Annotated in this window: 22 protein-coding genes and 2 tRNA genes; 21 read left to right on the plus strand and 3 right to left on the minus strand. The window is 35.1% G+C overall.

Going from position 1 to position 22,270, the window contains the following annotated elements:
• Nucleotides 1-163: 163 nt before the first annotated feature.
• Entirely contained in the window at nucleotides 164-787 is a 624-nt protein-coding gene (locus tag ABWU31_RS01485; RefSeq protein ID WP_338976932.1) for a hypothetical protein, read from the plus strand.
• 9 nt (nucleotides 788-796) lie between these two features.
• Here ABWU31_RS01485 and ABWU31_RS01490 read toward each other — a convergent pair whose 3' ends face one another.
• Nucleotides 797-1,534 carry a glutamine synthetase gene (locus ABWU31_RS01490; protein WP_006279775.1) on the minus strand — a complete coding sequence of 246 codons (738 nt, stop codon included), beginning with the start codon at nucleotides 1,532-1,534 and terminating at the stop codon, nucleotides 797-799.
• A gap of 326 nt (nucleotides 1,535-1,860) precedes the next feature.
• On the opposite strand from ABWU31_RS01490, the gene dnaA reads away from it, so the two are divergent.
• Nucleotides 1,861-3,243 (plus strand): chromosomal replication initiator protein DnaA, encoded by a 1,383-nt coding sequence (gene dnaA, locus ABWU31_RS01495; RefSeq protein ID WP_338482679.1) that lies wholly within the window; start codon nucleotides 1,861-1,863, stop codon nucleotides 3,241-3,243.
• A gap of 27 nt (nucleotides 3,244-3,270) precedes the next feature.
• Here dnaA and ABWU31_RS01500 read toward each other — a convergent pair whose 3' ends face one another.
• On the minus strand, nucleotides 3,271-4,545 hold the full coding sequence (locus tag ABWU31_RS01500) for a metallophosphoesterase (RefSeq protein ID WP_353271277.1): 1,275 nt from the start codon (nucleotides 4,543-4,545) through the stop codon (nucleotides 3,271-3,273).
• A gap of 190 nt (nucleotides 4,546-4,735) precedes the next feature.
• Here ABWU31_RS01500 and ABWU31_RS01505 point away from each other — a divergent pair.
• The 8 genes from ABWU31_RS01505 (at nucleotide 4,736) to ABWU31_RS01540 (ending at nucleotide 12,968) form a co-directional block, all read left to right on the plus strand.
• Nucleotides 4,736-4,823 (plus strand) — tRNA-Leu (locus tag ABWU31_RS01505).
• A gap of 29 nt (nucleotides 4,824-4,852) precedes the next feature.
• Complete coding sequence (locus ABWU31_RS01510) at nucleotides 4,853-5,935, plus strand: GTP cyclohydrolase II (RefSeq protein WP_010082649.1); 1,083 nt, start codon at nucleotides 4,853-4,855, stop codon at nucleotides 5,933-5,935.
• Nucleotides 5,936-6,007: 72 nt separating this feature from the next.
• Nucleotides 6,008-6,688: a type IV secretion system protein gene (locus ABWU31_RS01515; RefSeq protein WP_338976936.1), complete on the plus strand. Its 681-nt coding sequence runs from the start codon at nucleotides 6,008-6,010 to the stop codon at nucleotides 6,686-6,688.
• Nucleotides 6,681-7,475 carry a P-type conjugative transfer protein VirB9 gene (gene virB9 / locus ABWU31_RS01520; RefSeq protein WP_353271278.1) on the plus strand — a complete coding sequence of 265 codons (795 nt, stop codon included), beginning with the start codon at nucleotides 6,681-6,683 and terminating at the stop codon, nucleotides 7,473-7,475. The genes ABWU31_RS01515 and virB9 overlap by 8 nt, the downstream gene beginning before the upstream one ends.
• Before the next feature lie 16 nt (nucleotides 7,476-7,491).
• A complete protein-coding gene (locus tag ABWU31_RS01525) occupies nucleotides 7,492-8,952 on the plus strand; it encodes a TrbI/VirB10 family protein (RefSeq protein ID WP_338482684.1) in 1,461 nt (486 codons plus the stop codon).
• A gap of 1 nt (nucleotide 8,953) precedes the next feature.
• Nucleotides 8,954-9,946 (plus strand): P-type DNA transfer ATPase VirB11, encoded by a 993-nt coding sequence (gene virB11 / locus ABWU31_RS01530; protein ID WP_065094644.1) that lies wholly within the window; start codon nucleotides 8,954-8,956, stop codon nucleotides 9,944-9,946.
• Nucleotides 9,947-9,976: 30 nt separating this feature from the next.
• Nucleotides 9,977-11,980 (plus strand): type IV secretory system conjugative DNA transfer family protein, encoded by a 2,004-nt coding sequence (locus ABWU31_RS01535; protein ID WP_077188467.1) that lies wholly within the window; start codon nucleotides 9,977-9,979, stop codon nucleotides 11,978-11,980.
• Between the two features lie 121 nt (nucleotides 11,981-12,101).
• Nucleotides 12,102-12,968 carry a P44/Msp2 family outer membrane protein gene (locus tag ABWU31_RS01540; RefSeq protein ID WP_353271279.1) on the plus strand — a complete coding sequence of 289 codons (867 nt, stop codon included), beginning with the start codon at nucleotides 12,102-12,104 and terminating at the stop codon, nucleotides 12,966-12,968.
• A gap of 156 nt (nucleotides 12,969-13,124) precedes the next feature.
• Here ABWU31_RS01540 and prmC read toward each other — a convergent pair whose 3' ends face one another.
• A complete protein-coding gene (gene prmC, locus ABWU31_RS01545; protein WP_077188468.1) occupies nucleotides 13,125-13,964 on the minus strand; it encodes a peptide chain release factor N(5)-glutamine methyltransferase in 840 nt (279 codons plus the stop codon).
• 971 nt (nucleotides 13,965-14,935) lie between these two features.
• Between prmC and rpsL the strand changes: the two genes are divergently transcribed.
• From rpsL to rplL, 11 genes are all read left to right on the plus strand, one after another.
• Nucleotides 14,936-15,310, plus strand: a complete 375-nt coding sequence (gene rpsL / locus ABWU31_RS01550) for a 30S ribosomal protein S12 (protein ID WP_006279787.1) — start codon at nucleotides 14,936-14,938, stop codon at nucleotides 15,308-15,310.
• A gap of 5 nt (nucleotides 15,311-15,315) precedes the next feature.
• The gene (rpsG, locus tag ABWU31_RS01555; RefSeq protein WP_007549313.1) at nucleotides 15,316-15,795 is read left to right on the plus strand and encodes a 30S ribosomal protein S7; all 480 of its coding nucleotides are present in this window, start codon (nucleotides 15,316-15,318) and stop codon (nucleotides 15,793-15,795) included.
• Nucleotides 15,796-15,816: 21 nt separating this feature from the next.
• Entirely contained in the window at nucleotides 15,817-17,892 is a 2,076-nt protein-coding gene (fusA, locus tag ABWU31_RS01560) for an elongation factor G (protein ID WP_353271280.1), read from the plus strand.
• Nucleotides 17,893-17,903: 11 nt separating this feature from the next.
• A complete protein-coding gene (gene tuf, locus ABWU31_RS01565; protein ID WP_253303378.1) occupies nucleotides 17,904-19,076 on the plus strand; it encodes an elongation factor Tu in 1,173 nt (390 codons plus the stop codon).
• A 13-nt stretch (nucleotides 19,077-19,089) separates the two neighbouring features.
• A tRNA-Trp gene (locus ABWU31_RS01570) sits at nucleotides 19,090-19,162 on the plus strand.
• A gap of 19 nt (nucleotides 19,163-19,181) precedes the next feature.
• Nucleotides 19,182-19,382, plus strand: coding sequence for a preprotein translocase subunit SecE (secE, locus tag ABWU31_RS01575; protein ID WP_022626186.1), 201 nt, complete (start codon nucleotides 19,182-19,184; stop codon nucleotides 19,380-19,382).
• Entirely contained in the window at nucleotides 19,372-20,208 is an 837-nt protein-coding gene (gene nusG, locus ABWU31_RS01580; RefSeq protein ID WP_065094731.1) for a transcription termination/antitermination protein NusG, read from the plus strand. The genes secE and nusG overlap by 11 nt, the downstream gene beginning before the upstream one ends.
• Before the next feature lie 2 nt (nucleotides 20,209-20,210).
• Complete coding sequence (locus ABWU31_RS01585) at nucleotides 20,211-20,651, plus strand: 50S ribosomal protein L11 (protein ID WP_353271281.1); 441 nt, start codon at nucleotides 20,211-20,213, stop codon at nucleotides 20,649-20,651.
• A 4-nt stretch (nucleotides 20,652-20,655) separates the two neighbouring features.
• Entirely contained in the window at nucleotides 20,656-21,309 is a 654-nt protein-coding gene (rplA, locus tag ABWU31_RS01590) for a 50S ribosomal protein L1 (protein ID WP_077188473.1), read from the plus strand.
• Nucleotides 21,310-21,321: 12 nt separating this feature from the next.
• On the plus strand, nucleotides 21,322-21,840 hold the full coding sequence (rplJ, locus tag ABWU31_RS01595) for a 50S ribosomal protein L10 (RefSeq protein ID WP_006279539.1): 519 nt from the start codon (nucleotides 21,322-21,324) through the stop codon (nucleotides 21,838-21,840).
• Nucleotides 21,841-21,866: 26 nt separating this feature from the next.
• Entirely contained in the window at nucleotides 21,867-22,268 is a 402-nt protein-coding gene (gene rplL / locus ABWU31_RS01600; RefSeq protein WP_007551887.1) for a 50S ribosomal protein L7/L12, read from the plus strand.
• Nucleotides 22,269-22,270: the final 2 nt, after the last annotated feature.

The raw sequence follows: 22,270 nt of genomic DNA on the forward strand, positions 1-22,270 counted from the left end.
CTGAATATGTGTGTTTGTACAATATTATAGTCGAGATACATTGCATATTAATTAATCCTTGTGTAGCTTTAAAACTTTATGCAAATAATTAAAATTTTCGCAAAATTGCAAGTATAAGAAAATTCCTGTATAATAATTCTAGAACAGTATTTGAGAGGTTATTATGGTGGCAATTCTAAATGTAACAAAAGGCAAAAATAAAGTTATTGTGTCTGGATTAGCTGGAGCTTTATCAGCTTTAATATTTTTAACAGCAATCCACATTGCCGCAAAGATAGCCATTATCGTTTCTGCTGCTGCAGTTACTTACTTATTACTTTCGCTGATTCATAAAATAAGAACTAAAGCTGAAATTACTCGTGTTTCAGGAGATAAAGTTTCAGAAGATGAAGGTGAAGAAAAAGATACCGTAAAAGAACCAAAAAGAACTGAAACTGAGCTAGAAGAAGAATTAAAAAATAAAAGAGCAGAAGAAGAAATGAAAAATGGACTACCTAAACATATGGATTTCAAAGGTAATTCACTTTCTAAAAGCGCTGATACTAAAGATAGTCATTCCGTTTCTAGTGCTACAAATATTGTTATGGAACCTTTACCTAAACACATGGATGCGCTTGGTAATCCACTTCCTGAAGGACCAAGTGCAAATATTAGTATAGAATCTAAACCTGAGAGAAAACTATCTCCTGCAGAGTGGCTATTACAGTGCGGGAATGTAAATAATGATGTGAGGGAAGTGCTAAAACAGCCAATTATCCAACAGCCATTTAACGGGTTAGGGTTTTAGATGTAGTTGCTATATCAAACTCTCCATCTTATATTGAGGATCAGATGCAATGCCATACACTCTATTTGGCGGAGCAATTTTGTTCTCTATACCAAAAACTATACCTTCAATTATTGCTGTGAGTACTTTTTCAAGGTTGCAATCTGCTCCAGGAACACGGTGCTCTAGGCGGCATCTTTTGGAATCGTTGCCAAAATAGGGAATTCTTATTGCAGCAGTTCTGTTATTTATTCCCCAACTAATCGTAGTTGGAGTGTGAATATCCGGGTACTGAAATCTTAAATATGAATCATCATTTGGAGCAAAAAACAACATATGTTTTTTCATCATTGCACATAATCCACCAATACTATGAATCAGATAGTCACTGTACTTTTGCTCATTGATATAAAATAAGTTATCGTTATTTGAATTCACGAGATTAACATGCACATTTAATGCACTGCCTGCTCTATCCAAATAGGGCTTTGCTTTAAAAGAAATATTCCCACCTAGTTTTTGTGCTGTTTCAGTAAGTGATTGTTTTGCTAACTCAAAATGCTTAATTAAATTGTCGGAGTTCGTATAACAACCACTTTTTATCTCATACTGATGTGTAGAATTCTCCTTCTCGCAAGAAAATTCAAGAGATGCTATTTTATTTTTGATGCTATTCAGAAATAAGTATTCTTTTTCTATTCCTTCAATGTAAAACTCTAGTTCAATACCGAATACAGCATAACAACTCAAATTACTTAATATAATCATAAATTTGCTTCAGTAAATCTATATTAGGTTAGCTATATTTATATGAATACTTTACTTATTTGCCAGTAAATTTAACATCTTATTTATACATAATGTATTACTGTTTTTAATAGCATGCTTCTAATCCTCGATACAAGCGACATTTACAAATTTTTCATTTTTTTGAAATAAAAATGATCAATTTTAATGTTTTTATACCCTTTACAACCCATCAAAAAATCACCATAATTTTTAGTATGTATTAAGTAGTATTAGCTTTTCATTTTGCAGTAAGCTATTGATTATCTTGTATTTTTCTAATTATTGCTTTTTTCTTGGTGTGGTATATGAACTTAACTAGCCCTAAGGTTTCTACTGTGTTTTTTGATCAGATTATTACAGTAACGGATCACAATGTTACTTGGGAAAAAATCCAAAATTGTCTTTATAATCTTTATGGAGAAGCAACATATAATAGTTGGCTGAGTTCACTAAAATTTGTCAGTAGCAGAAATGGGGAAGTTCTTTTATCCGTGTCAACAAGGTTTATAAAAGAGTGGATTACAGTTCATTACATGAAAAAAATATTATCATTATGGCAAAGCGAAGATAAAAGTATACGTTCTATTGATATTCAAGTAATTGAGGAGAGGAATTCAAATTTTAATGTTATACTAAAAAACAGAGAGGAAAGTAATCATAATCTTGGTTCGCCGCTGGATCCAAGGTTCACCTTTGATAATTTTGTAGTGGGAAAGCCAAATGAATTAGCATTTACGGCGGCAAAGCGTGTGGCAGAATCTATAGATCCAATATTAGGCAGCAATCCTTTGTTTCTATATGGTGGAGTGGGACTTGGTAAAACACATCTAATGCATGCTATAGCTTGGCACATAGTCAATTCCCCATCAGCAAAAAGAAAAGTGGTGTATTTATCAGCAGAGAAATTCATGTACCAATATATTACAGCGCTGCGAAGCAAAGATATTATGTTATTTAAAGAGCAATTTAGATCAGTAGATGTATTGATGGTAGATGATGTGCAATTTATCAGTGGTAAAGATAGTACACAAGAAGAATTTTTTCACACTTTCAATGCATTGATAGACCAAAATAAACAATTGGTTATATCAGCTGATAGGTCTCCTAGTGATCTTGATGGAGTGGAAGAAAGAATAAAATCACGACTCGGTTGGGGGTTGGTGGCAGATATTAATGAAACAACTTTTGAATTAAGGCTTGGTATATTGCAGGCAAAAGTGGAGCAGATGAATATGTATGTTCCGAAAGATGTCCTAGAGTTTTTAGCAAGGAACATAAAATCTAATATAAGAGAATTAGAAGGAGCATTAAATAAGGTTACCCATACCTCATTAATTGGAAGAAGTATGACGGTAGAATCAGCTAGTGAAACCCTAATCGATCTTCTTAGGTCAAATCATAGGTCAGTCACAATAGAAGAAATACAAAAGAAAGTAGCTGAATTTTTCAATATAAAGGTTGCAGATATGCAATCCAATAGAAGGCTTCGCAGTCTTGCAAGGCCAAGACAAATAGCTATGTATTTTGCCAAAAAATTTACGCAAAAAAGCCTACCAGATATTGGGAGAAACTTTGGTGGCAGAGACCATGCTACTGTTATACATGCAGTAAAACAAGTAGAAAATTTTATAAAGACCGACTCAAAATTTGCTGATGAAATCAATCGATTAAAAAAAATGTTTAAGTAGCGTTTTTAAAATAGCTAATAACAAATCCTAAAATGAATCGACTATAGTTTTAATCCGTTTAAGTTTAAAATCTTCTGTTAGCTTCGCAGAATACATTTCCTTATTGTGTTGATTATAGAAGGTAAATTCGTGATCATCTAAATTTAGTATTGCAAAGCCAAAGCCAAAAAAGTTTCTAACCTCGTGTGCTAAGTAGTTTTTACCATTTAAATAGTCAAATTCTACATTTTGATAAACAGATTCTTGATCTTGAGCGTGTAATGATGCACCACCGTTTCCAACTATAATTTGGTCTGGAACATTATCCATTAATAAAATCTGGGCTATATGAATGTGGCCAGAAACTATGGTAGTAACATTGCTTGGAAATTTATCTCCAAAAGCTTCGATTTGTGTAAGATTACCATGGCTTTTTAATGTCAAAAATTCTTTTTTTGGAGATCTCCAAAGCGGTTTATGAGTTAAAAACCACATGGGCTTGTCAGAACTATTTTGTATCAATTTATCAAATTGCCTCTCAAAAGCATCAATTGTGCTTTGGGTTGTAAAAATATCCTCACCGGATGAAGAGTCGAAGATAAAAAATTTCATCGGTCCAGCATCTAAGGACCAACTAGAAACGAAGTTTCCACATTTTTCAGACGAAAAGGGGTATGAATCTAGATACCTGAACCATCCTTCATAAGCTCTATCACAACTCTCATGGTTTCCACGAACAAAAAGGAAAGGGGATTGTGATAAAATATCCTTTCCAGGCTCAAACCAATCAGCGTACCAAACTTCTTTATTATATCCATAAATATCGCCACACTTTTTTGTATTTCTACATTTTGTTTGTCTATAATGATAATCACCAACATGGATAATTAAATCTGGTTTATGAAGGGCGATTGAATCTAAATTTTTTTTTAAAGGCCAGCTATCTACCGAATTACATTCCTGCTGAAATAACATATTTATTCTACAGCCCGTGTCACCAATGAAAGCAATTTTATTAACCTTTTTTGGTAATATAGGAACCCGTAGATCCTCAATACTAATGTTTTTGGCACTTGTTTGTACTGTCAGTTCACAAACTGTTTCGTTATGATCACCATTGTTAATTGAGCTGCGATTCAGCATTTCTGTTTCCTCGCCATCAACATAAACAATGGGACACATGTCATTGTCCGTAATTGCGCGTATGCTTAGTTTATTTTCTGGGATAACTTGAGACCATGTGTATAATATTTGTGCATGGACGAAATGAAAGCTAGTTATAAGAGAGAGAGCTAAAAAAATAAAGATATTAGCTATATTCATTTGTATAAAAACCTAAGTTAAAAATTAGTAGTAAGGTTATCTTAAATGATTAAAATTTATAATCACAAAATTCATAATCAAATTATACAAACAATTTCTAAATTATTCTAGTATCAGATTGACACTCTAGATGAAAAATTCTAAAATGATTAAGTAATTTAAAATAATTATATAAAAACTAGAATATAGTGCGGCCGTGGTGGAATTGGTAGACACGCAGCGTTGAGGTCGCTGTGGCTCATAAGGCCTTGGAAGTTCAAGTCTTCTCGGCCGCACCAGTTTTTATCGCTGTTTAATATGGGTAAAAATGTTTATAGGAAATCAGAGTAGCAATAAGGTAGAAAGAGCTATCAGCGAAATCAGGCGCGGTCGGCCAATTGTAATATATGATGAAAGTAATTACCTATTGTTTGCTGCTGCTGAGGCTTTAGAAAGAGATTTATTTAATCAATACAAGCTTACATCAAGTAATGTATATGTTACTTTAACTTCAAGTAAGGTAAAATACATATCTCAGAATAAAGAACATAACAGCAAACGTCTGTTGGTGAATAATTTTGATGAACTGCTCTATTTAATAAACTGTTCAAAGGAAGATTGCATAAAAGAGTTGCAATGCTCAAAGACAATAGATGAATGTGCTATTGCCTTGCTTAAGTTCTCAGAATTATTGCCATACGCGTTAGTGGCTGATATGACTTTTGAGAATAACCATGAAATGCGAAATTGGTGCGAGAAAAATGACGTTATTGCACTGGACACGTCATTCATAAATAATTTTCAAGAAAATCAGGATGTATATGAAGTGTGCAAAACATCATTATTTTTAAAACAGACTCAAGAAGTAAATATCATATCTTATAGAACCGAAAGTGGTGGAAGAGAACATCATGCAATTATCATTGGCAATCCAGATAAAGATGACGAACCATTAGTGAGAATTCATTCTTCGTGCTATACGGGTGACTTGTTAGATAGCTTGTCATGCGATTGCAGAAGTCAGTTACATCAAGCAATTCAAATGATAGCTGACTCTGGAAGTGGTATTATATTGTATTTGATGCAAGATGGAAGAGGCATTGGTTTAACTAATAAGTTAAGAGCGTACAGTATGCAAAGAGGACATAATCTTGATACTGTTGATGCAAATAGAATATTGGGTTTTGAAGATGATGAAAGGAGTTTTGCTGTTGCAGCTAAAATGCTTAAGAAATTGAACATTAACAAAATCCAATTACTTACAAACAATGATAGGAAATTGTCAGAATTGGAAAGTAGTGGTATAGGAGTTACAAAGTGTCTACCACTTATTGTGGAACGTAATAAATATAACGATTCATATATGGAGACAAAGTTTGGTAAATTAGGCCATAGATTAAGAGTTTTTTAGCTTTTTTGCTGTAACTACTTTGTTAATTTGCTATGTTTATTAACATAAGTTAAGATTTTTAGGAATACTAAAATGCTAAGATTTTTTAAGCGAGAAAAAAATACTGAATCCTTAGATAAGGATATAAATTGGAATTCAAACCGCTACAGCACAGTTATTGCTCAAAGGAATATTCTACTTTTATTTGCATTAATATTATTAGCAACGATCTCTATCAGCATATTAGTCGTATTTAAAATTAGCACAAGTAGCACTATTGAGCCATTTGTTATAGAAATTGACAAGAAATCAGGAATAGTGCAATTGGTTGATCCTGTCACAGTAAAACAGTATTCTGCAGATGAAGCGCTAAACGATTATTTTATTTCAGAGTATGTAAAAGCAAGGGAGGTTTTTGATCCATATCATTATAATTATAACTATTATACAAAGGTGAGGTTGTTTTCCTCACCTAATGTGTATAATGAATTTAGAAATTATGTAGGATCGCAGAATATGGATGATCTTTTTAATTTATATTCAGATACCAAAAGTGAATTTAAAATTCGCTCAATTCAAAAGTTGGGTAACGATGCTCTTCAGGTGAGATTTTTTGTGGAATTTACACGGAAAGATGGAAGTTCTACGAGAAAAAATAAGATAGTTATTATGTCATATAGATATGCATCGCTTGAAATGGATGATCAGCAAAGATATATTAACCCATTAGGATTTCAAGTTATTTCATATAGAGTAGATGATGAATATGTATAGGATATTATTAGTTTTAGCTTTACTTGTAAGTCGCAATTTAAACGCATCCATTAATTATAATGAGCCTATTTCTATAGATAGTAGAATAAAGACTTTTGTGTATAGCCCTAATGAAGTATTTACGGTGGTTTTTAGTCAGGGTTACTATTCTTATATTGAATTTGCGGAAGGAGAAAAAGTTAAAAATATCGCTGTTGGTGATGCATCAAGTTGGAAAATTAATCCTTATGACAATAAATTGCTTATCATGCCATTTGAAGTTAGTAGTCGCACTAACATGATTATTACGACAACTAAAAAAAGAAATTACATTTTTGATTTAATCTCAAGGCCAAACTACGATAAATACCCGGGTACTGATGCTAAGAAAGTGGATCACGATTATTCTGCTGAAAAGGATATATCTTACGTAGTACGTTTTTATTATCCTCAAGAAGAAGGTGAATTTGATGTTGATTTAGATGAGGTTTCTTTACCTACTCAAATGCAATATACTACAGACAAGCTAGAAAAAATAATACAAGAAAATGATACGAAGTACAATTATACATATATTGATGAAGGTGGTAATGCGGATATAGTTCCGATTGAGTTATTTGATGATGGTTATTTAACCTATTTAAAATTTAGAAATAATAATAAAATACCTCAGATTTTTGTAGAAGGGGAGGATAAACCTTGTAAAAGGCTGTTATTTGATGATTATGTTATAATAAAAGGAGTACATAAAAAGCTATTTATGCGTTATGAAGATGGTGAAGTTGAAATTATAAATAGGTCACTTTAGCTGTGGTACATGCAATATGAATAAAGAAAGGCGTAACAATTCAGAAGATGAATCAGAAATAGAGAATAAGGTAGTAACAGTTGGCTCTAATCAAGGTCATAGGGCATTGATGGTCATTATTTTAGTGCTTCTGGTTGGTGGAGTGTATTATCTCTATTTTAGTCCTTCTCCTAAAGAGGGTTCAGAAGTTATTAAAAAAGAGGAAACAAAGCAAAACGTTCAAGAATTAAAAGGAAAGTTGGAACAAGTTCCAGATAATGTAATGGTTCCTGAAAGAATAATAACTGATCACTTACCACCCTTACCTCCTCTTCCTACACCACTAATCATACCAGAAATAAAACAAATTAGAAAAGAAGAAGTGATGAAAAAAGAAGAAGAGAAACCAAAAGAAACTCCTGTGTCAAATATACCTATTTTGCCAAAGCAAAATTTTCCTTCTAGTAATGTTATGGGCAATTTACCTACCTCGTTTCCTACAATAGGGGGTGGCGGTTATCCTAGAGACAGACGTAGTGCACAGATGTTGACAATTTCAGGTGGTAGTGGAGAGAACAAGGCTGCTGATGCTATTTTATCCGACACTTCAGCACAATCGAGCAAAGCTACCAGAGTAGGAAAGCTTGGTTTAATGATTACTCAAGGTAAAATTATTGATGCTGTTCTTGAAACTGCAATAAACTCTGATCTGCAAGGAATGCTGCGTGCTATGGTGAGTAGAGATGTTTATGCAGAAACTGGTGATACAGTTTTAATACCTAAAGGCTCAAGATTGATAGGCAGTTATTCATTTGACTCGAATGTTGCTAAATCTCGTGTAAATATAAACTGGAATAGAGTGATTCTGCCACATGGAATAGATATTGCAATCTCATCACTTAGTACTGACGAGCTTGGTAGAGCAGGAATAGCAGGAATAGTTGATAACAAAATGGTAAGTGCGTTATTCTCTTCAGTGACACTTGCTGGTGTTTCGATTGGTTCTGCTGTTATAGGGCAAAAGGCTTCTAATCTTGTTGATACGCTAACTATCAGAGATGCAGTAAAGTCTATCACTGCAACCGAAATAGATTTTTCTTCTCTCCAACTCATTATTGACCCAGAAAAGAAGATATCTAGTGACAAATGGAAATTAGGCCTTGGGGCTATCGGAAGAATTCGGAGTGCCAAAAGCAGACAAGATTTACTAAAAATAATGAAAGAGGAAATAGCAAAAGCACTAGGAATTGAAGAAGACGAGGTAAATATAAGCCTGGAAATTGTAAATCAACTGTTAGAACAAATTCAAAGAAAAAGCAAGTCTGTTTATGATGAAGCAATCGGGAAATCAATCGAGGATTTTTCTAAAGATATGCGGGATGTAGTGGGCAGATATACAGATAAAAAACCAACTATTTATGTTGATCAAGGCACTGCATTGAAAGTATTTGTTAACCAAGATATAGTATTTCCTCCACAGGCAATATTAAATCAATGAAATGAACTATGCTGCACTTGATACATATTTGGAGCCATTACAAGGCATATTTCAAGAAGAAGGCGTAAATGAAATATCAATAAATAAGCCAAAGGAAGTATGGATTGAAAATCGCGGTGAAATAAGGTGTGAAAAATTAGAAGTATTCGATCTTAACCATTTGAAATCTCTTGGCAGACTGATTGCTCAAGCTACAGAACAAAAACTTAGCGAAGAAGCGCCGTTACTTTCGGCAACATTACCAAATGGTTATCGTATACAGATAGTATTTCCGCCAGCATGTGAACCTGATAAAGTAGTCATGTCGATTCGTAAGCCTTCTAGCATGCAGTTAGCACTCGATGATTACGAAAAAATGGGGGCTTTTTCTGAAACTGTTACAGAAGCAACTGATAATCCAGTTGACCGTCATTTGGATTTATTGTTAAGGCAAAAAAAAATAAAAGAGTTTTTAGAATACGCTGTAATAAGTAAGAAAAATATTATAATTAGTGGTGGAACTTCCACTGGTAAGACTACTTTTACTAATGCTACTTTGCGTGCTATTCCAGCTGAGGAAAGAATTATTACTGTTGAGGATGCAAGGGAAATCGTTTTGAACGATCATCCCAATAAAGTCCATCTAATTGCCTCTAAAGGAGGGCAGGGCAGAGCAAAAGTAACCACTCAAGATTTGATAGAAGCGTGCTTACGTTTAAGGCCAGACAGAATAATAGTTGGTGAGCTCCGTGGAGCGGAAGCTTTTAGTTTTCTCAGGGCGATAAATACTGGTCACCCTGGATCAATATCAACCCTTCATGCAGATAGTCCAACAATGGCCCTTGAGCAAATAAAATTGATGGTTATGCAGGCAAATCTTGGCATTCCTCCAGACCAAATTATACCATACATTAGAAATGTGATTGATATTGTTATTCAGCTAAAAAGAACCGGTGGGGGCAAAAGAAGCATTTCTGAGATATTATTTACTAGATCTGCGAGCGAAAATGCTTAAATTTATACATAAGTTAAGGAAGAGTAGTTTATGAGTAATGGAAATCACCTACGTAATATTCTCATAGGAGGTGTAGTAGCTTTTAGCGTACTTGAGTTTTGCTTCTATCTATCTGGTATATTGTTTGTTCTGTTTGCTGATGGTCCGGATGCTGTGGATTTTAAGGCAATTAATCCTAGTTTGACGCCTTTCCCTCAAGCTCTTTGGCCAACGATTTTTGATCATATACAATATTGTTGGCATCATCCAGAGTTATATAGCCTTGAGCTCAAAATCACATTAATTATATCTTCTGCACTGCCTATCATTGTTTTAATGATTATCTTATGGAATTTAAGAGAAAGGATAATTGAGTGGCGACCATTTAAAAAGAAGGAATCACTTCATGGAGATTCGCAGTGGGCATCAGAGAAAGACATACGAAAAGCAGGATTAAGAAGCAAAAAGGGATTATTGCTTGGTAAAGATAAAAGAGGATACTTCATTTCTGATGGGTTTCAGCATGCATTGTTATTTGCACCTACAGGTTCTGGTAAGGGTGTTGGCTTTGTAATTCCTAATTTATTATTTTGGACTGACTCGGTAATTGTACACGACATAAAATTAGAAAACTATGAAATAACAAGTGGTTGGCGAGAACGACAAGGACAAAAAGTATACGTATGGAATCCAGCGCAGCCAGATGGAATAAGTCACTGTTACAATCCATTACAATGGATTAGTGAAAAACCTGGGCAGATGGTTGACGATGTGCAGAAAATAGCTAACCTAATCATGCCTGAACAAGACTTTTGGCAGAATGAAGCAAGAAGCTTATTTGTTGGAGTGGTATTATACTTACTTGCTGCACCAGAGAAAGTTAAATCTTTTGGTGAAGTTGTGCGTACGATGCGTAGTGATGACGTGGTTTATAATCTTGCTGTTGCTCTTGATACAATGGGTAAAATACTACACCCTGTAGCATATATGAATATTGCAGCTTTTTTACAAAAAGCTGATAAAGAAAGGTCAGGTGTTGTATCAACCATGAACTCATCACTTGAATTGTGGGCAAACCCATTGATTGATACTGCAACTGCGTCAAGTGATTTTAATATTCTAGATTTTAAAAAGAAGAAAATTACAGTTTATGTTGGTTTAACTCCTGACAACTTGACTAGGCTCAGGCCTTTAATGCAGGTTTTTTACCAACAGGCAACTGAGTTTTTATGTAGAAAATTGCCATCGGATGACGAGCCTTATGGCGTATTGTTTTTAATGGATGAGTTTCCTACACTTGGAAAAATGGAGCAATTTCAAACAGGTATTGCATATTTTCGTGGTTATCGAGTTAGGTTATTCTTAATTGTTCAAGATACTGAGCAGCTCAAAGGAATATACGAAGAAGCAGGGATGAACTCCTTTTTGTCAAACTCGACTTACAGAATAACTTTTGCAGCCAATAATATTGAAACAGCTAATTTAATATCGCAACTTATAGGAAACAAAACTGTACAACAAGAATCGTTGAATAAGCCTAAATTTTTAGATTTAAATCCTGCTTCAAGGTCATTACATATCTCTGAAATACAGAGAGCATTGCTATTGCCTCAAGAAGTTATTATGTTGCCACGTGACGATCAGATAATTTTAATAGAGTCGACTTACCCAATTAAATCAAAGAAAATTTTGTACTACAGTGATACCACCTTCACAAGAAGGCTGCTCAAACAAACTCGTGTGCCTACACAAGAACCATATGACCCAAACAAAGTTCTTTCTGCCGCTGCGAGCAAAGATAAGGTTAATAACGAGGGGAATAATGTTCTTGAGGGACCTAATTCAGTTGATTATCCTGCTGAAACTAAAACCGAAGATGCAGTATATGATGAATCAGATGAATTTGCAGACGAAGATATTGATGATGAAGATATCGACGATAAGTTTGAAGATGATGACGAGGAAGATGAGGATAGGAGCGATGATGGGTTTGATGACGAAGAAGAGGAGGATGAATTTGAAGATGAGGATAAATTAAAAAATGACGAGAAGTAAGGTTAACTTTGCCTATTTTTAGCTCAGAAAAGTGCAAGTTATGCAAATAATTAGGTTTTTCATATTAAGCCATTTTTAATTAATTAGTATTAGATTAGCTATTTTAACTAGGGGAGTAGTAATGATTAGTAAAAAAACATTAGCGGTTACAGCACTTGCTTTATTGTTGTCACAACAATCTTTTGCGAGTGAAACAGAAGGGTTTTACTTTGGTAGTGGGTATTATGGTCAATTTTTTAATGGCATGGGTGAACTAAAAACAAGCACTACAGATATCAAAAATTTGTCTATAAATGACAGGGATGCTCGGAACACAAAAGGTCAGTCACTAAGTGAGTATAAAGGAGATTATAATCCACCTTTTGCTGCAAATGTGGCATTTGGTTACACAGGAGAATTGGGTAACAACAGCTATAGAGCTGAATTGGAAGGGATGTATTCTTCTGTAAAAGTGGATAATGTTGGTTTAACAAGTAGTCAAATAACTGTTTCATACCTAAAGGACATTGGTAAGGATGCTGGTAAAAAAACTTATATCTATAGTGCTACAGTTAATCATGACCAAATTGAAAACATGTCTCTAATGGCAAATGTTTATCATCATTGGAAGAGTGACCGTTTCTCTTTTTCTCCTTATGTTGGGGTTGGAGTCGGTGCAACAAGAATGACAATGTTTGAAAAATCGTCAATAAGACCCGCAGGTCAATTAAAAGCTGGCCTTGATTATCACATAAACGAAGATGTAAATATGCATATCGGATATAGAGGTTTTGGTGCTATTGGTGGTGTTATTGGTGATGGTCTTAAACTTACAACGGATGCGCTTGGAGAAATTATAGATGATCCTAATAACAGGGGTAAAAAGAAGCTTGATGATCAGAGTAAACCAGCAAATGCAGCAAAAGAAGATATAAATATAGGTAATACATTGTTTTACACACACGGTATAGAGGCTGGCCTTACTTTCCACTTTGCCAGCAAAGCTTAAACATGTTGCCCTTTTAAAAAATGCATAAAACCGTTCCTGTCATCCTATGCCTTGACCATAGTAAATATAGATCCAAGTAGTCACGCTACTTGGATGACTAGCTAGAGGGTGCTGGGATGACATAGGATAATATGGGATGAAGGAAGAAAACATTAGCTATGTTTTTTGCATAACAATGCACCTCTTCATTCCTGCCAAATCATGTACATATTCCTGAAAAGCTAATTTGTATGAGGGTATTATTTTGTCAATATCATTTTGATCTTCACCTATCTCCAATATTGCAAACCCATTTTTTTTAAGGCACTTTTTCAATATTGGAAAAATACTCAAGTAACAGTTTAAACCATCAATTCCACCATCAAGAGCAATTCTTGGCTCTTTTTGCACTTCGGCTTGTAAGTCTTTTAATTTGCTTCTTTTAATATATGGAGGATTGCTAATTATCAGATCAAATGAACCTCTGCACTCTGTCCATGAGCTTGGAAATATTTTGGCTCTGCTGAGAAGATCATGTTTCTTTGTGTTCTGATAGGCAACTTTGTATGCTTCCAAGCTTTTTTCAAAACCGATACCAACGGCATATTCATACTCACTAAGTACGGATATCAATAAACAACCTGTGCCTGTACCAAAATCTGCAATTTTTAGTCTCTGCTTTTTATTTGGGTAATATTTTAACACTGTTGAGATTAATGTTTCACTATCTGGTCTTGGATCCAAAACATGCTGGTTAACTATAAAATTTTTACTCCAGAATTCACGATTACCTATTATTTGCGATATTGGATATCTTTCCGCTCTTTTTTTTGTTAATTTCCAAAATAAAAGTTCTTTCTCCATCGGCACTTGATCAGCATGGTTCATAATTATGAATGATCTTTCCACTCCAAGTACGTGCTGCATGATGATTTCACAATCTAAATGTGGTGATTCAACTTTATGTGACGATAATAACTCCGATCCTTCTTGAATTAAAGTGCTGATTGTTTTCATTATTCTAAAAATATGTTCCTTTCAGCCAAGAATAGCAAGATGAGCTTCCAGTTTAGGGTAGCTGCACTAAATCCCGGTGTCAAGCACGCAGCTGTACGAACGTTGCAATTTGCAGATCCAAGTAGCTTGACTACTTGGATCCAGCTAAGTTGGTGAGCATAAAAGTATAGCTAACGCGAGCTTTACGTCATACCGCCACGAACCGTCATACCGCGATTCATTCGCGGTATCTTAGCCGCTAACACGTAGCGGAATGACAGCAGTCCACGTCATACCGCCGCGGTATCTCTAGATCCCGCTAACACGTAGCGGGATGACGATTGTCGTTTAGCCATAAATATTTAAGAAATTTACCAAATAAAAAAAAGGCAAAAGAAGCCCCGTGGTTGGCTAATTACTTACATTATACTTTCAAGTATGGCGTTTTTTTATTCTAAACACTTAATAACCGCGATTTGGCTGCTTTTAAACCGCAACTAATCTAAATTATAAACGTTAAGAAATTTACTAAACAGAAAAAAAGGCAAAAGAAACCCTAGGGTAGCTAGTTATTCACTATCCATTTTTTAAGTTGGCGTTTTTTAATGTTTTAAATGCTTTATAAGCGCATTTCAGCTTATATTAGGTAAAAACCTAGAAATTTTATAAAGACATAGAGTGCACATAGTGCAAAAAATTAAACATGATACGCCAGATACGTGAGTTTTTTTGTCATTTAATCTGTACAGAGAAGATAAATAAATAGCTTCAGTTTCATGATAAGGGGGCTGGCGAAGCTTGTAAAGTAATTTTTTCGTTTCTACTGAATGACAGTTGTGGCTTGGGAGGTAGTGCAAGAAGTCTACTGATGGCTTTCAAGGCAGTTGAGCTTAATTATTAGAGTAGTAATGTTTATTTTTATATTGACTATTGAGGTTTATTATTTTATAACTAAAAACCTAGTTATTTTAATGAGCTTGAGTTTATAACATATGCCTACGATAAATCAATTAATACGTAAGGGTAGATTAGGATTGACCCATAAGAAAAAGGTACCAGCTTTGGGAGAAAGCAACCCTCAAAGGAGAGGTGTTTGCACTAAGGTGTATACTACAACTCCTAGAAAGCCTAACTCAGCACTCCGTAAAGTAGCCAGAGTAAAAATTAGTGGGTATGGTGAAGTGACGGCTTATATACCTGGTGAAGGTCATAATTTACAAGAACACTCTGTTGTTTTGATACGTGGTGGGCGGGTTAAAGATTTGCCAGGTGTGCGTTATCACATAATAAGAGGTGCCCTTGATCTGCGTGGTGTGCAAAATCGAAAGAAAGCTCGTTCAAAATATGGTGTAAAGAAATCTGGTTAAATTTTATGGCTCGTCGGAATAAAGCAAAAAAAAGAGAAATAAGTCCTGATTCGCGTTACGGCAGTGTTTTGCTGATGCGTTTCATTAATACAATCATGAAATGTGGTAAAAAATCTACTGCAGAAAAGATTATCTATGACGCTTTGTCTTTAGCTGAAAAGAAAATAGGCGAAGGTGGGTTATCAATTTTTGAGACAGCAGTAGGAAATGTTACTCCTTCTATAGAAGTGCGTTCTCGACGCATTGGTGGTGCAACTTATCAAGTACCTGTTGAAGTTCGACAAGATAGAGCGGTTTCTTTAGCGTTAAGGTGGATTGCTAAAGCAACTTCTGCTGCTCGAAAAAAGAGTGGAAAAACCACTGTTGATTGTTTGCAATCTGAAATACTGGATGCTTATAATAAACGCGGTGGTGCGTTTAAGATGTGCGAAGAAAAATATAAAATGGCTGAAGCTAATAAGGCATTTTCTCATCTTCGTTTTTAATGTTAGCTAATTAATTGTGATATGGAAATTGGAATATCTAAATACAGAAATATAGGGATAATGGCTCACATAGATGCTGGTAAGACTACCACAACAGAGCGTATTTTATTTTATACTGGTAAGCAAAATAGAATTGGTGAAGTGCACGATGGTGCAGCTTCTATGGATTGGATGGAGCAAGAAAAAGAGCGTGGTATTACAATCACATCTGCTGCAACAACATGTTTTTGGAATGATCATAGGGTCAATATAATAGACACTCCTGGTCACGTTGATTTCACTATTGAAGTTGAGAGATCTTTAAGGGTTTTGGATGGTGCAGTTGCTGTATTTGATGGAGTTGCTGGAGTTGAACCTCAATCTGAGACAGTGTGGCGTCAAGCTGATAAATATAGCGTTCCTCGTATCTGCTTTGTTAATAAGATGGATAGAATAGGGGCAAATTTTTATCGATGTGTTGATATGATAAAGACGAAGCTTGGTGCAGCACCTTTAGTTATTCATTTACCAATAGGGAGTGAGAAAGATTTCAAAGGTATAATTGACCTTATTTCTATGAAAGCCATTATATGGAAAGAAGAAACGTTGGGCGCTAAATTTTCTTATGAAGATATTCCTTCTGATTTGCTTGATAAGGCTCAAGAATATCGAAATCTTTTATTAGATGCTGCAGCTGAGATGGATGATGAAGCGATGAATACTTACTTTGAGTCTAATGATCTGCCAGTGGATTTACTGAAAAAATGCGTGAGAAATGGGACCATTAAAGGAAAATTTGTTCCTGTGTTGTGTGGATCAGCTTTTAAAAATAAAGGCGTACAACCACTTTTAGATGGTGTGGTTGACTTTTTACCTTCTCCTATTGATGTTGATGTAATTGTTGGAATTGATCCTAAAGATTCAGAAAAGAAAATTGAGGTCAAACCTTCAGAAAAAGAGAAATTTGTTGCTCTTGCATTTAAAGTGATGACGGATAAATTTGTAGGCAGCTTGACGTTTATCCGTATTTATTCTGGTAAATTAAAGTCTAAATCTACCGCTTCAAATGCGTTAAAAAACGAAACTGAAGGGATTGGCAGAATGTTACTTATGCATGCAAATAACCGAGAAGATATAACTGAGGCTAGGGCTGGAGATATAGTTGCTTTAGTTGGGCTAAAGAAAACAACCACCGGAGATACTTTATGTTCTGTTGATTTTCCTATATTATTGGAGCGTATGGAATTTCCTGAGCCTGTTATTGAAATTGCTGTGGAACCTAAAACCACTTCAGATCAGGAAAAATTAGGTATTGCTCTAAATAGGTTGGTTGCAGAAGATCCTTCTTTGAGAATGTCAGTAAATGCGGAAAGTGGCCAGACTATATTGAAAGGCATGGGTGAGCTCCATCTTGAGATTATTGTTGATAGAATGAAGCGCGAATTTAACGTTGAGGCTAACGTCGGTGCTCCTCAGGTTGCATATCGTGAAACTATCACTAAATCTGTTGAAATTGATTACACTCATAAAAAACAATCTGGTGGAGCTGGTCAGTTTGCTAAGGTTAAAATAAAATTTGAACCTCTTGAGCCTGGTTCTGGGTTTCAATTTGAAAGTAAAATTGTAGGTGGTGCTATTCCAAAAGAGTATATTCCTGGGGTAGAAAATGGCTTGGAGTTGATAAAAGAAGGTGGTATAATTTCGGGATTTCCGTTGATTGATTTTAAGGCTACCCTTCTTGATGGTGCTTTTCATGAGGTTGATTCTAGTCCTTTAGCTTTTGAACTTGCTGCTAAAGGTGCTTTTAAAGAGATGGCAAATAAAGCTGGTCCAAAAATGCTGGAGCCTATAATGAAAGTTGAAATCATTACTCCTGAAGAATATATGGGTGATGTTATGGGTGATATAAATAGTAGAAGAGGAAATGTTGCTGATATGCTCGATTTAGGTAATAATAGTAAAATAATTACTGCTTCGGTACCTCTTGCAAATATGTTTGGTTATATCAACGTTTTGCGTTCTATGTCTCAGGGAAGGGCGCAGTATAGTATGCATTTTTCTTGTTATGAGCAAGTGCCACAATATGTGGTTGATGAGTTAAAGTTAGAGTATAATTAAGGGTAATAATTATGACAGCAGTAGTGGAAGCATTTGGAAAGCCGCATGTAAATGTGGGAACAATAGGACATGTGGATCATGGGAAGACGACGTTAACAGCGGCGATAACGAAGCATTATGGAAATTTTGTAGCGTACGATCAGATAGATAAAGCGCCAGAAGAAAGGAAGAGGGGGATAACGATAGCAACAGCGCATGTTGAGTATCAGACGGAAAAAAGGCATTATGCACACGTTGATTGTCCTGGACACGCTGACTATGTAAAGAACATGATAGTAGGTGCAGCACAGATGGATGCGGCGATATTGGTAGTGTCGGGGGTTGATGGGCCAATGCCACAAACGAGAGAGCATATATTGCTGGCGAAGCAGGTAGGTGTTGGATATATCGTGGTGTATATAAATAAAGCTGATGTTGCTGATGCTGATATGATAGATTTAGTAGAAATGGAAGTGAGGGAATTACTGAGTAAATACGGATTTCCAGGGGATGAAGTGCCTGTGGTGGTTGGTTCAGCACTCAAGGCGCTGGAGGATGACAGCAGCGAATATGGAAAGAAATCAATAGACAAATTGATGGAAAAGTTAGATGAATATGTAGCGGTTCCACCAAGGCCTGTGGATTTACCATTTTTATTGCCAATCGAAGATGTATTTTCGATATCGGGGCGAGGAACAGTGGTAACAGGAAGAATAGAGAAGGGAGAGATAAAGACGGGAGAAGAGATAGAGATAATAGGTCTGCAAGCGACGCAAAAGACGATATGCACAGGTGTTGAGATGTTTAAGAAGTTGCTGGATAAGGGAAGTGCAGGGCTCAATGTAGGAATATTGTTAAGAGGAACAAAAAGAGAAGAAGTGGAGAGAGGGCAAGTATTAGCGAAACCGGGGACGATAACACCGCATAGAAAGTTTAAGGCGGAGGTTTATATATTAAAGAAAGAGGAAGGGGGAAGGCATACACCATTTTTTGCGAATTACCAGCCACAGTTTTATTTAAGGACAACGGATGTAACTGGGAGCATAAAATTGCTAGATGGGAAGGAGATGGTAATGCCAGGAGATAATGTGAGTGTAGAAGTAGAATTGCAAGTACCGATAGCAATGGATAAGGGATTGCGTTTTGCGATAAGAGAAGGCGGTAGAACTGTTGGTTCTGGTGTTGTTTCTGAAATTTTGGAGTGAGAGTTTGAGTTATAGGAGTGTAGCTCAATTGGTAGAGCGCTGGTCTCCAAAACCAGAGGTTGTAGGTTCAATTCCTATCGCTCCTGCATTAATGTTGTGGTGGAAATGTTAAAAAGTTTGTGTGGTTTTTTCTGTGATATAAAGCAAGAAATACGAAGAATTGCTTGGGTAAAGAAACAGGAGGTGTTGTCATCTCTATTTGTTGTAATGATTGTTATATTATGCTTTTCGATTTTCTTCTGTTTTGTGGATTTTATGTCTCTTTACGTAATTAAGGCTTTATTTGGAATTATTTATGGAATGTGAATATAAATGGTATATCATTAAAGTTGATTATGGATATGAGCAAGGTATACGCGAATTGGTAAGTAATGCTGTTTATTTTAAGGAAGTGTTTATTCCTTATCAAACGGTATGTAATTCAAAGTCTGATATAAAAGAATTATGTGAAGTGTATGTATATATGCATCTGTGTGATGAAAGCAAAAATATTTTGAATCAAACGCCTGGATTCTGCAGTGGCGAATCTGGTAATTTTGAGATGATTTTAGATGATGAGATAAGTTTAAAGTGTAAAGAATTTAATAGGTATAAATGGTATATCTTGAGAGTTGCTTCTAATTGTGAAGAGAAAGTGCGCCAACATATATTAGAAAATTCTATGAGATTGGGTGTTAATGATTACTTTAAGGAAGTTTTTATTCCATATGAAGAGCTAAGTGAAGTAGAGTTGAAATCTAAGAAAATTGCTACACGAAGGAAATGCTTTCCTGGTTATGTCTTTTTATACGTGAATTTATGCGATGAAGTATTGAATTTTATCAATAATATACCAAAATCTCTTAAGGTTTATGGATTTTTGAAAAACGGTAATATTCCAAAGGTGATTTTGGATGATGAGATTCACTCAATGTGTAATGCACTTTATAATGCTCAAGAGACAAAGAAGTTAGGTTATGGTTATGAAAAAGGTGAAAAAGTGAAAATTAATGATGGTCTTTTTCAAAATTTTACTGGTAAGGTAAATATGGTAAACGATGAGAAAAAAATTATTAATGTGGAAGTATCGATTTTAGGTAAGCCGACAATAATAGAGCTTGATCTGGCTCAAGTAGAGAAAATAGAGGATTAATTATGAGTGTTATAGTTGCTAAGATTAACTTACTTATGGAAGCTGGGAAAGCAGTTCCAGGACCGAAAATTGCTTCAGTACTTGGTCCACGTGGTATACCTGTTCCTAAGTTTTGTGAAGCTTTTAATAAAGTTACTAGTGCTGCTAACGCTAATTATAAAGTAGGCGATTTAGTAACAGTGCGAATTTCCATAAAGGATGATCGCTCTCATGATTTTACTGTCAGCGCTCCGCCTGTGGCTTATTTACTTAAGCAGGAGGCTAAATTAAGTAAAAGTTCTGGTAATCCTGGTAAAGAATTAGTGGCTAAATTACCTATGTCTGCTATAATTAAAGTAGCAAAGTGCAAGATGGTTGATATGAAAGTGGATAATGAAGATTCAGCAGTGAAAATGGTTGTAGGCACTGCAAAATCTATGGGTATAGAAGTTGTGGAAGGTTAGGTAAATGAATACATATAATGATAATCCTAAGCAGTGTTTGAGGAAGATTGTTGAGTCTGCTTCAGCAAAATTTAATGAATCAGTTGATATTGCGGTCAATTTAGGCGTAGATTCACGTAAATCTGAAGAGCAGGTGCGTGGTACAGTAGTTTTGCCTAAAGGTATCGGGAAGAATATTAAAGTAGCTGTTTTCGCTCAAGATAAACATTTATTAGAAGCTGAAAAAGCTGGTGCTGATATTGCAGGAGGAGAGGATTTAGTTGAAGAAATAAAAAAAGGTAGAAAGTTAGATGTTGATTGGTGCATTACTACTCCTGATTTTATGGCAAAAATCACTCCTATTGCAAAAGTATTGGGTGCTAAAGGGCTGATGCCTAACCCTAAATTTGGTACTGTGACTTCTAACATTGCAGAAGCTATTAAAACCATTAAGTCTGGTCAGGTAAAATTTAGAACAGATAAAAATGGTGTTATTCATGGTAAATTAGGAAATATTAAATTTGATATTGATGACTTGCTAGAAAATTTAAAAGCCTTTCTTAAAGTAATTAAAGATAATAAGCCTATTTCTGCGAAAGGAATTTACTTTAAGGGTGTTTTTTTAAATTCAACTATGGGTAAAGCTTATAAGATAGGCAAAGTGGAAGATATAATTTAAGGGAGTGATACCGTGAAGCGTAAAGATAAGGATGAATTTATACAGAGCACAATAAACGTATTTGTAAATAATGATTTCTTGATATTAGTAAATTTTAAATCTATAAATGCTAATGATTCATTAACTCTGAGGAATAGTCTGAAGTCTATAGCAGGTGGGGTATTAGTAGTTAAAAACACTCTAGCGCGCTTGGCTTTGGAAAGGACTGGTAAATTCTCTTATTTATCAGGCAAATTTTCCGGTCCTGTTGCTATTATATACTCTAGTGGCATAGTAGAAGCTGCAAAATTAATAGTTGATTTTACTAATGCTAACAAAGAAAAAATGTCTGTGATTTGCGCAGCTCATTTAAATGAATTGTTAACAGTGGAAGATGTTAATAAACTGGCTAAGTTGCCTTCTCTGGATGAATTGCGTGTTAAAATTATGCGTTTAATATCTTATGATATTCCTGCTCGGTTAGCGTTGTCTATTAATTCATCTTCTATGAGGCTTATGAGAGTTTTGGATTATTATAGTTCTAAAAAATAAATTTGTTGTTAAGTAAGGTGGTAATTATGAGTAATGTAACAAGTGATTTGGTTGATAAAATATTATCTTTAAACCTATTAGAGGCTTCTGAACTTGTAAAAGTTTTAGAAGAGAAAATAGGGTTGCCTGCTGGTTCTTTTCTTGGTGGAGCTGTTGGTGCTGGGGCGCCTATTGGTGATAATGCTGCTGCTCCTGCTGCTCAAGAAAAAGCTGAGTATAAAGTTGTGATTAAAGAAATTGATGCGAGTAAAAAAATAGGAGTTATTAAAGCTGTGAGAGAGGTTAATTCTACATTGGGTTTAAAAGAAGCAAAAGAGTTGGTTGAATCTTTACCTAAAGATTTGACTGCTAATGTTCCTAAAGACGAAGCAGAAAAAATCAAGCAAAAACTTATTGAAGCAGGAGCAACTAAAGTGGAGCTTGAATAATA

This window comes from Wolbachia endosymbiont (group A) of Alloplasta piceator (assembly GCF_964028505.1).
GTDB classification, from domain to species: Bacteria; Pseudomonadota; Alphaproteobacteria; order Rickettsiales; family Anaplasmataceae; genus Wolbachia; species Wolbachia pipientis.

Bases quoted from the DNA above. Each gene is read 5' to 3' on its own strand.
- ABWU31_RS01510 (WP_010082649.1), top strand. From the start codon at position 4,853: ATGTTTATAGGAAATCAGAGTAGCAATAAGGTAGAAAGAGCTATCAGC.
- ABWU31_RS01540 (WP_353271279.1), top strand. From the start codon at position 12,102: ATGATTAGTAAAAAAACATTAGCGGTTACAGCACTTGCTTTATTGTTG.
- rpsG (WP_007549313.1), top strand. From the start codon at position 15,316: ATGGCTCGTCGGAATAAAGCAAAAAAAAGAGAAATAAGTCCTGATTCG.
- rplA (WP_077188473.1), top strand. From the start codon at position 20,656: ATGAATACATATAATGATAATCCTAAGCAGTGTTTGAGGAAGATTGTT.
- secE (WP_022626186.1), top strand. From the start codon at position 19,182: ATGTTAAAAAGTTTGTGTGGTTTTTTCTGTGATATAAAGCAAGAAATA.
- fusA (WP_353271280.1), top strand. From the start codon at position 15,817: ATGGAAATTGGAATATCTAAATACAGAAATATAGGGATAATGGCTCAC.
- rpsL (WP_006279787.1), top strand. From the start codon at position 14,936: ATGCCTACGATAAATCAATTAATACGTAAGGGTAGATTAGGATTGACC.
- nusG (WP_065094731.1), top strand. From the start codon at position 19,372: ATGGAATGTGAATATAAATGGTATATCATTAAAGTTGATTATGGATAT.
- dnaA (WP_338482679.1), top strand. From the start codon at position 1,861: ATGAACTTAACTAGCCCTAAGGTTTCTACTGTGTTTTTTGATCAGATT.
- ABWU31_RS01490 (WP_006279775.1), bottom strand. From the start codon at position 1,534: ATGATTATATTAAGTAATTTGAGTTGTTATGCTGTATTCGGTATTGAA.
- virB9 (WP_353271278.1), top strand. From the start codon at position 6,681: ATGTATAGGATATTATTAGTTTTAGCTTTACTTGTAAGTCGCAATTTA.
- ABWU31_RS01525 (WP_338482684.1), top strand. From the start codon at position 7,492: ATGAATAAAGAAAGGCGTAACAATTCAGAAGATGAATCAGAAATAGAG.
- virB11 (WP_065094644.1), top strand. From the start codon at position 8,954: ATGAACTATGCTGCACTTGATACATATTTGGAGCCATTACAAGGCATA.
- tuf (WP_253303378.1), top strand. From the start codon at position 17,904: ATGACAGCAGTAGTGGAAGCATTTGGAAAGCCGCATGTAAATGTGGGA.
- ABWU31_RS01485 (WP_338976932.1), top strand. From the start codon at position 164: ATGGTGGCAATTCTAAATGTAACAAAAGGCAAAAATAAAGTTATTGTG.
- ABWU31_RS01535 (WP_077188467.1), top strand. From the start codon at position 9,977: ATGAGTAATGGAAATCACCTACGTAATATTCTCATAGGAGGTGTAGTA.
- prmC (WP_077188468.1), bottom strand. From the start codon at position 13,964: ATGAAAACAATCAGCACTTTAATTCAAGAAGGATCGGAGTTATTATCG.
- ABWU31_RS01515 (WP_338976936.1), top strand. From the start codon at position 6,008: ATGCTAAGATTTTTTAAGCGAGAAAAAAATACTGAATCCTTAGATAAG.
- ABWU31_RS01500 (WP_353271277.1), bottom strand. From the start codon at position 4,545: ATGAATATAGCTAATATCTTTATTTTTTTAGCTCTCTCTCTTATAACT.
- ABWU31_RS01585 (WP_353271281.1), top strand. From the start codon at position 20,211: ATGAGTGTTATAGTTGCTAAGATTAACTTACTTATGGAAGCTGGGAAA.
- rplL (WP_007551887.1), top strand. From the start codon at position 21,867: ATGAGTAATGTAACAAGTGATTTGGTTGATAAAATATTATCTTTAAAC.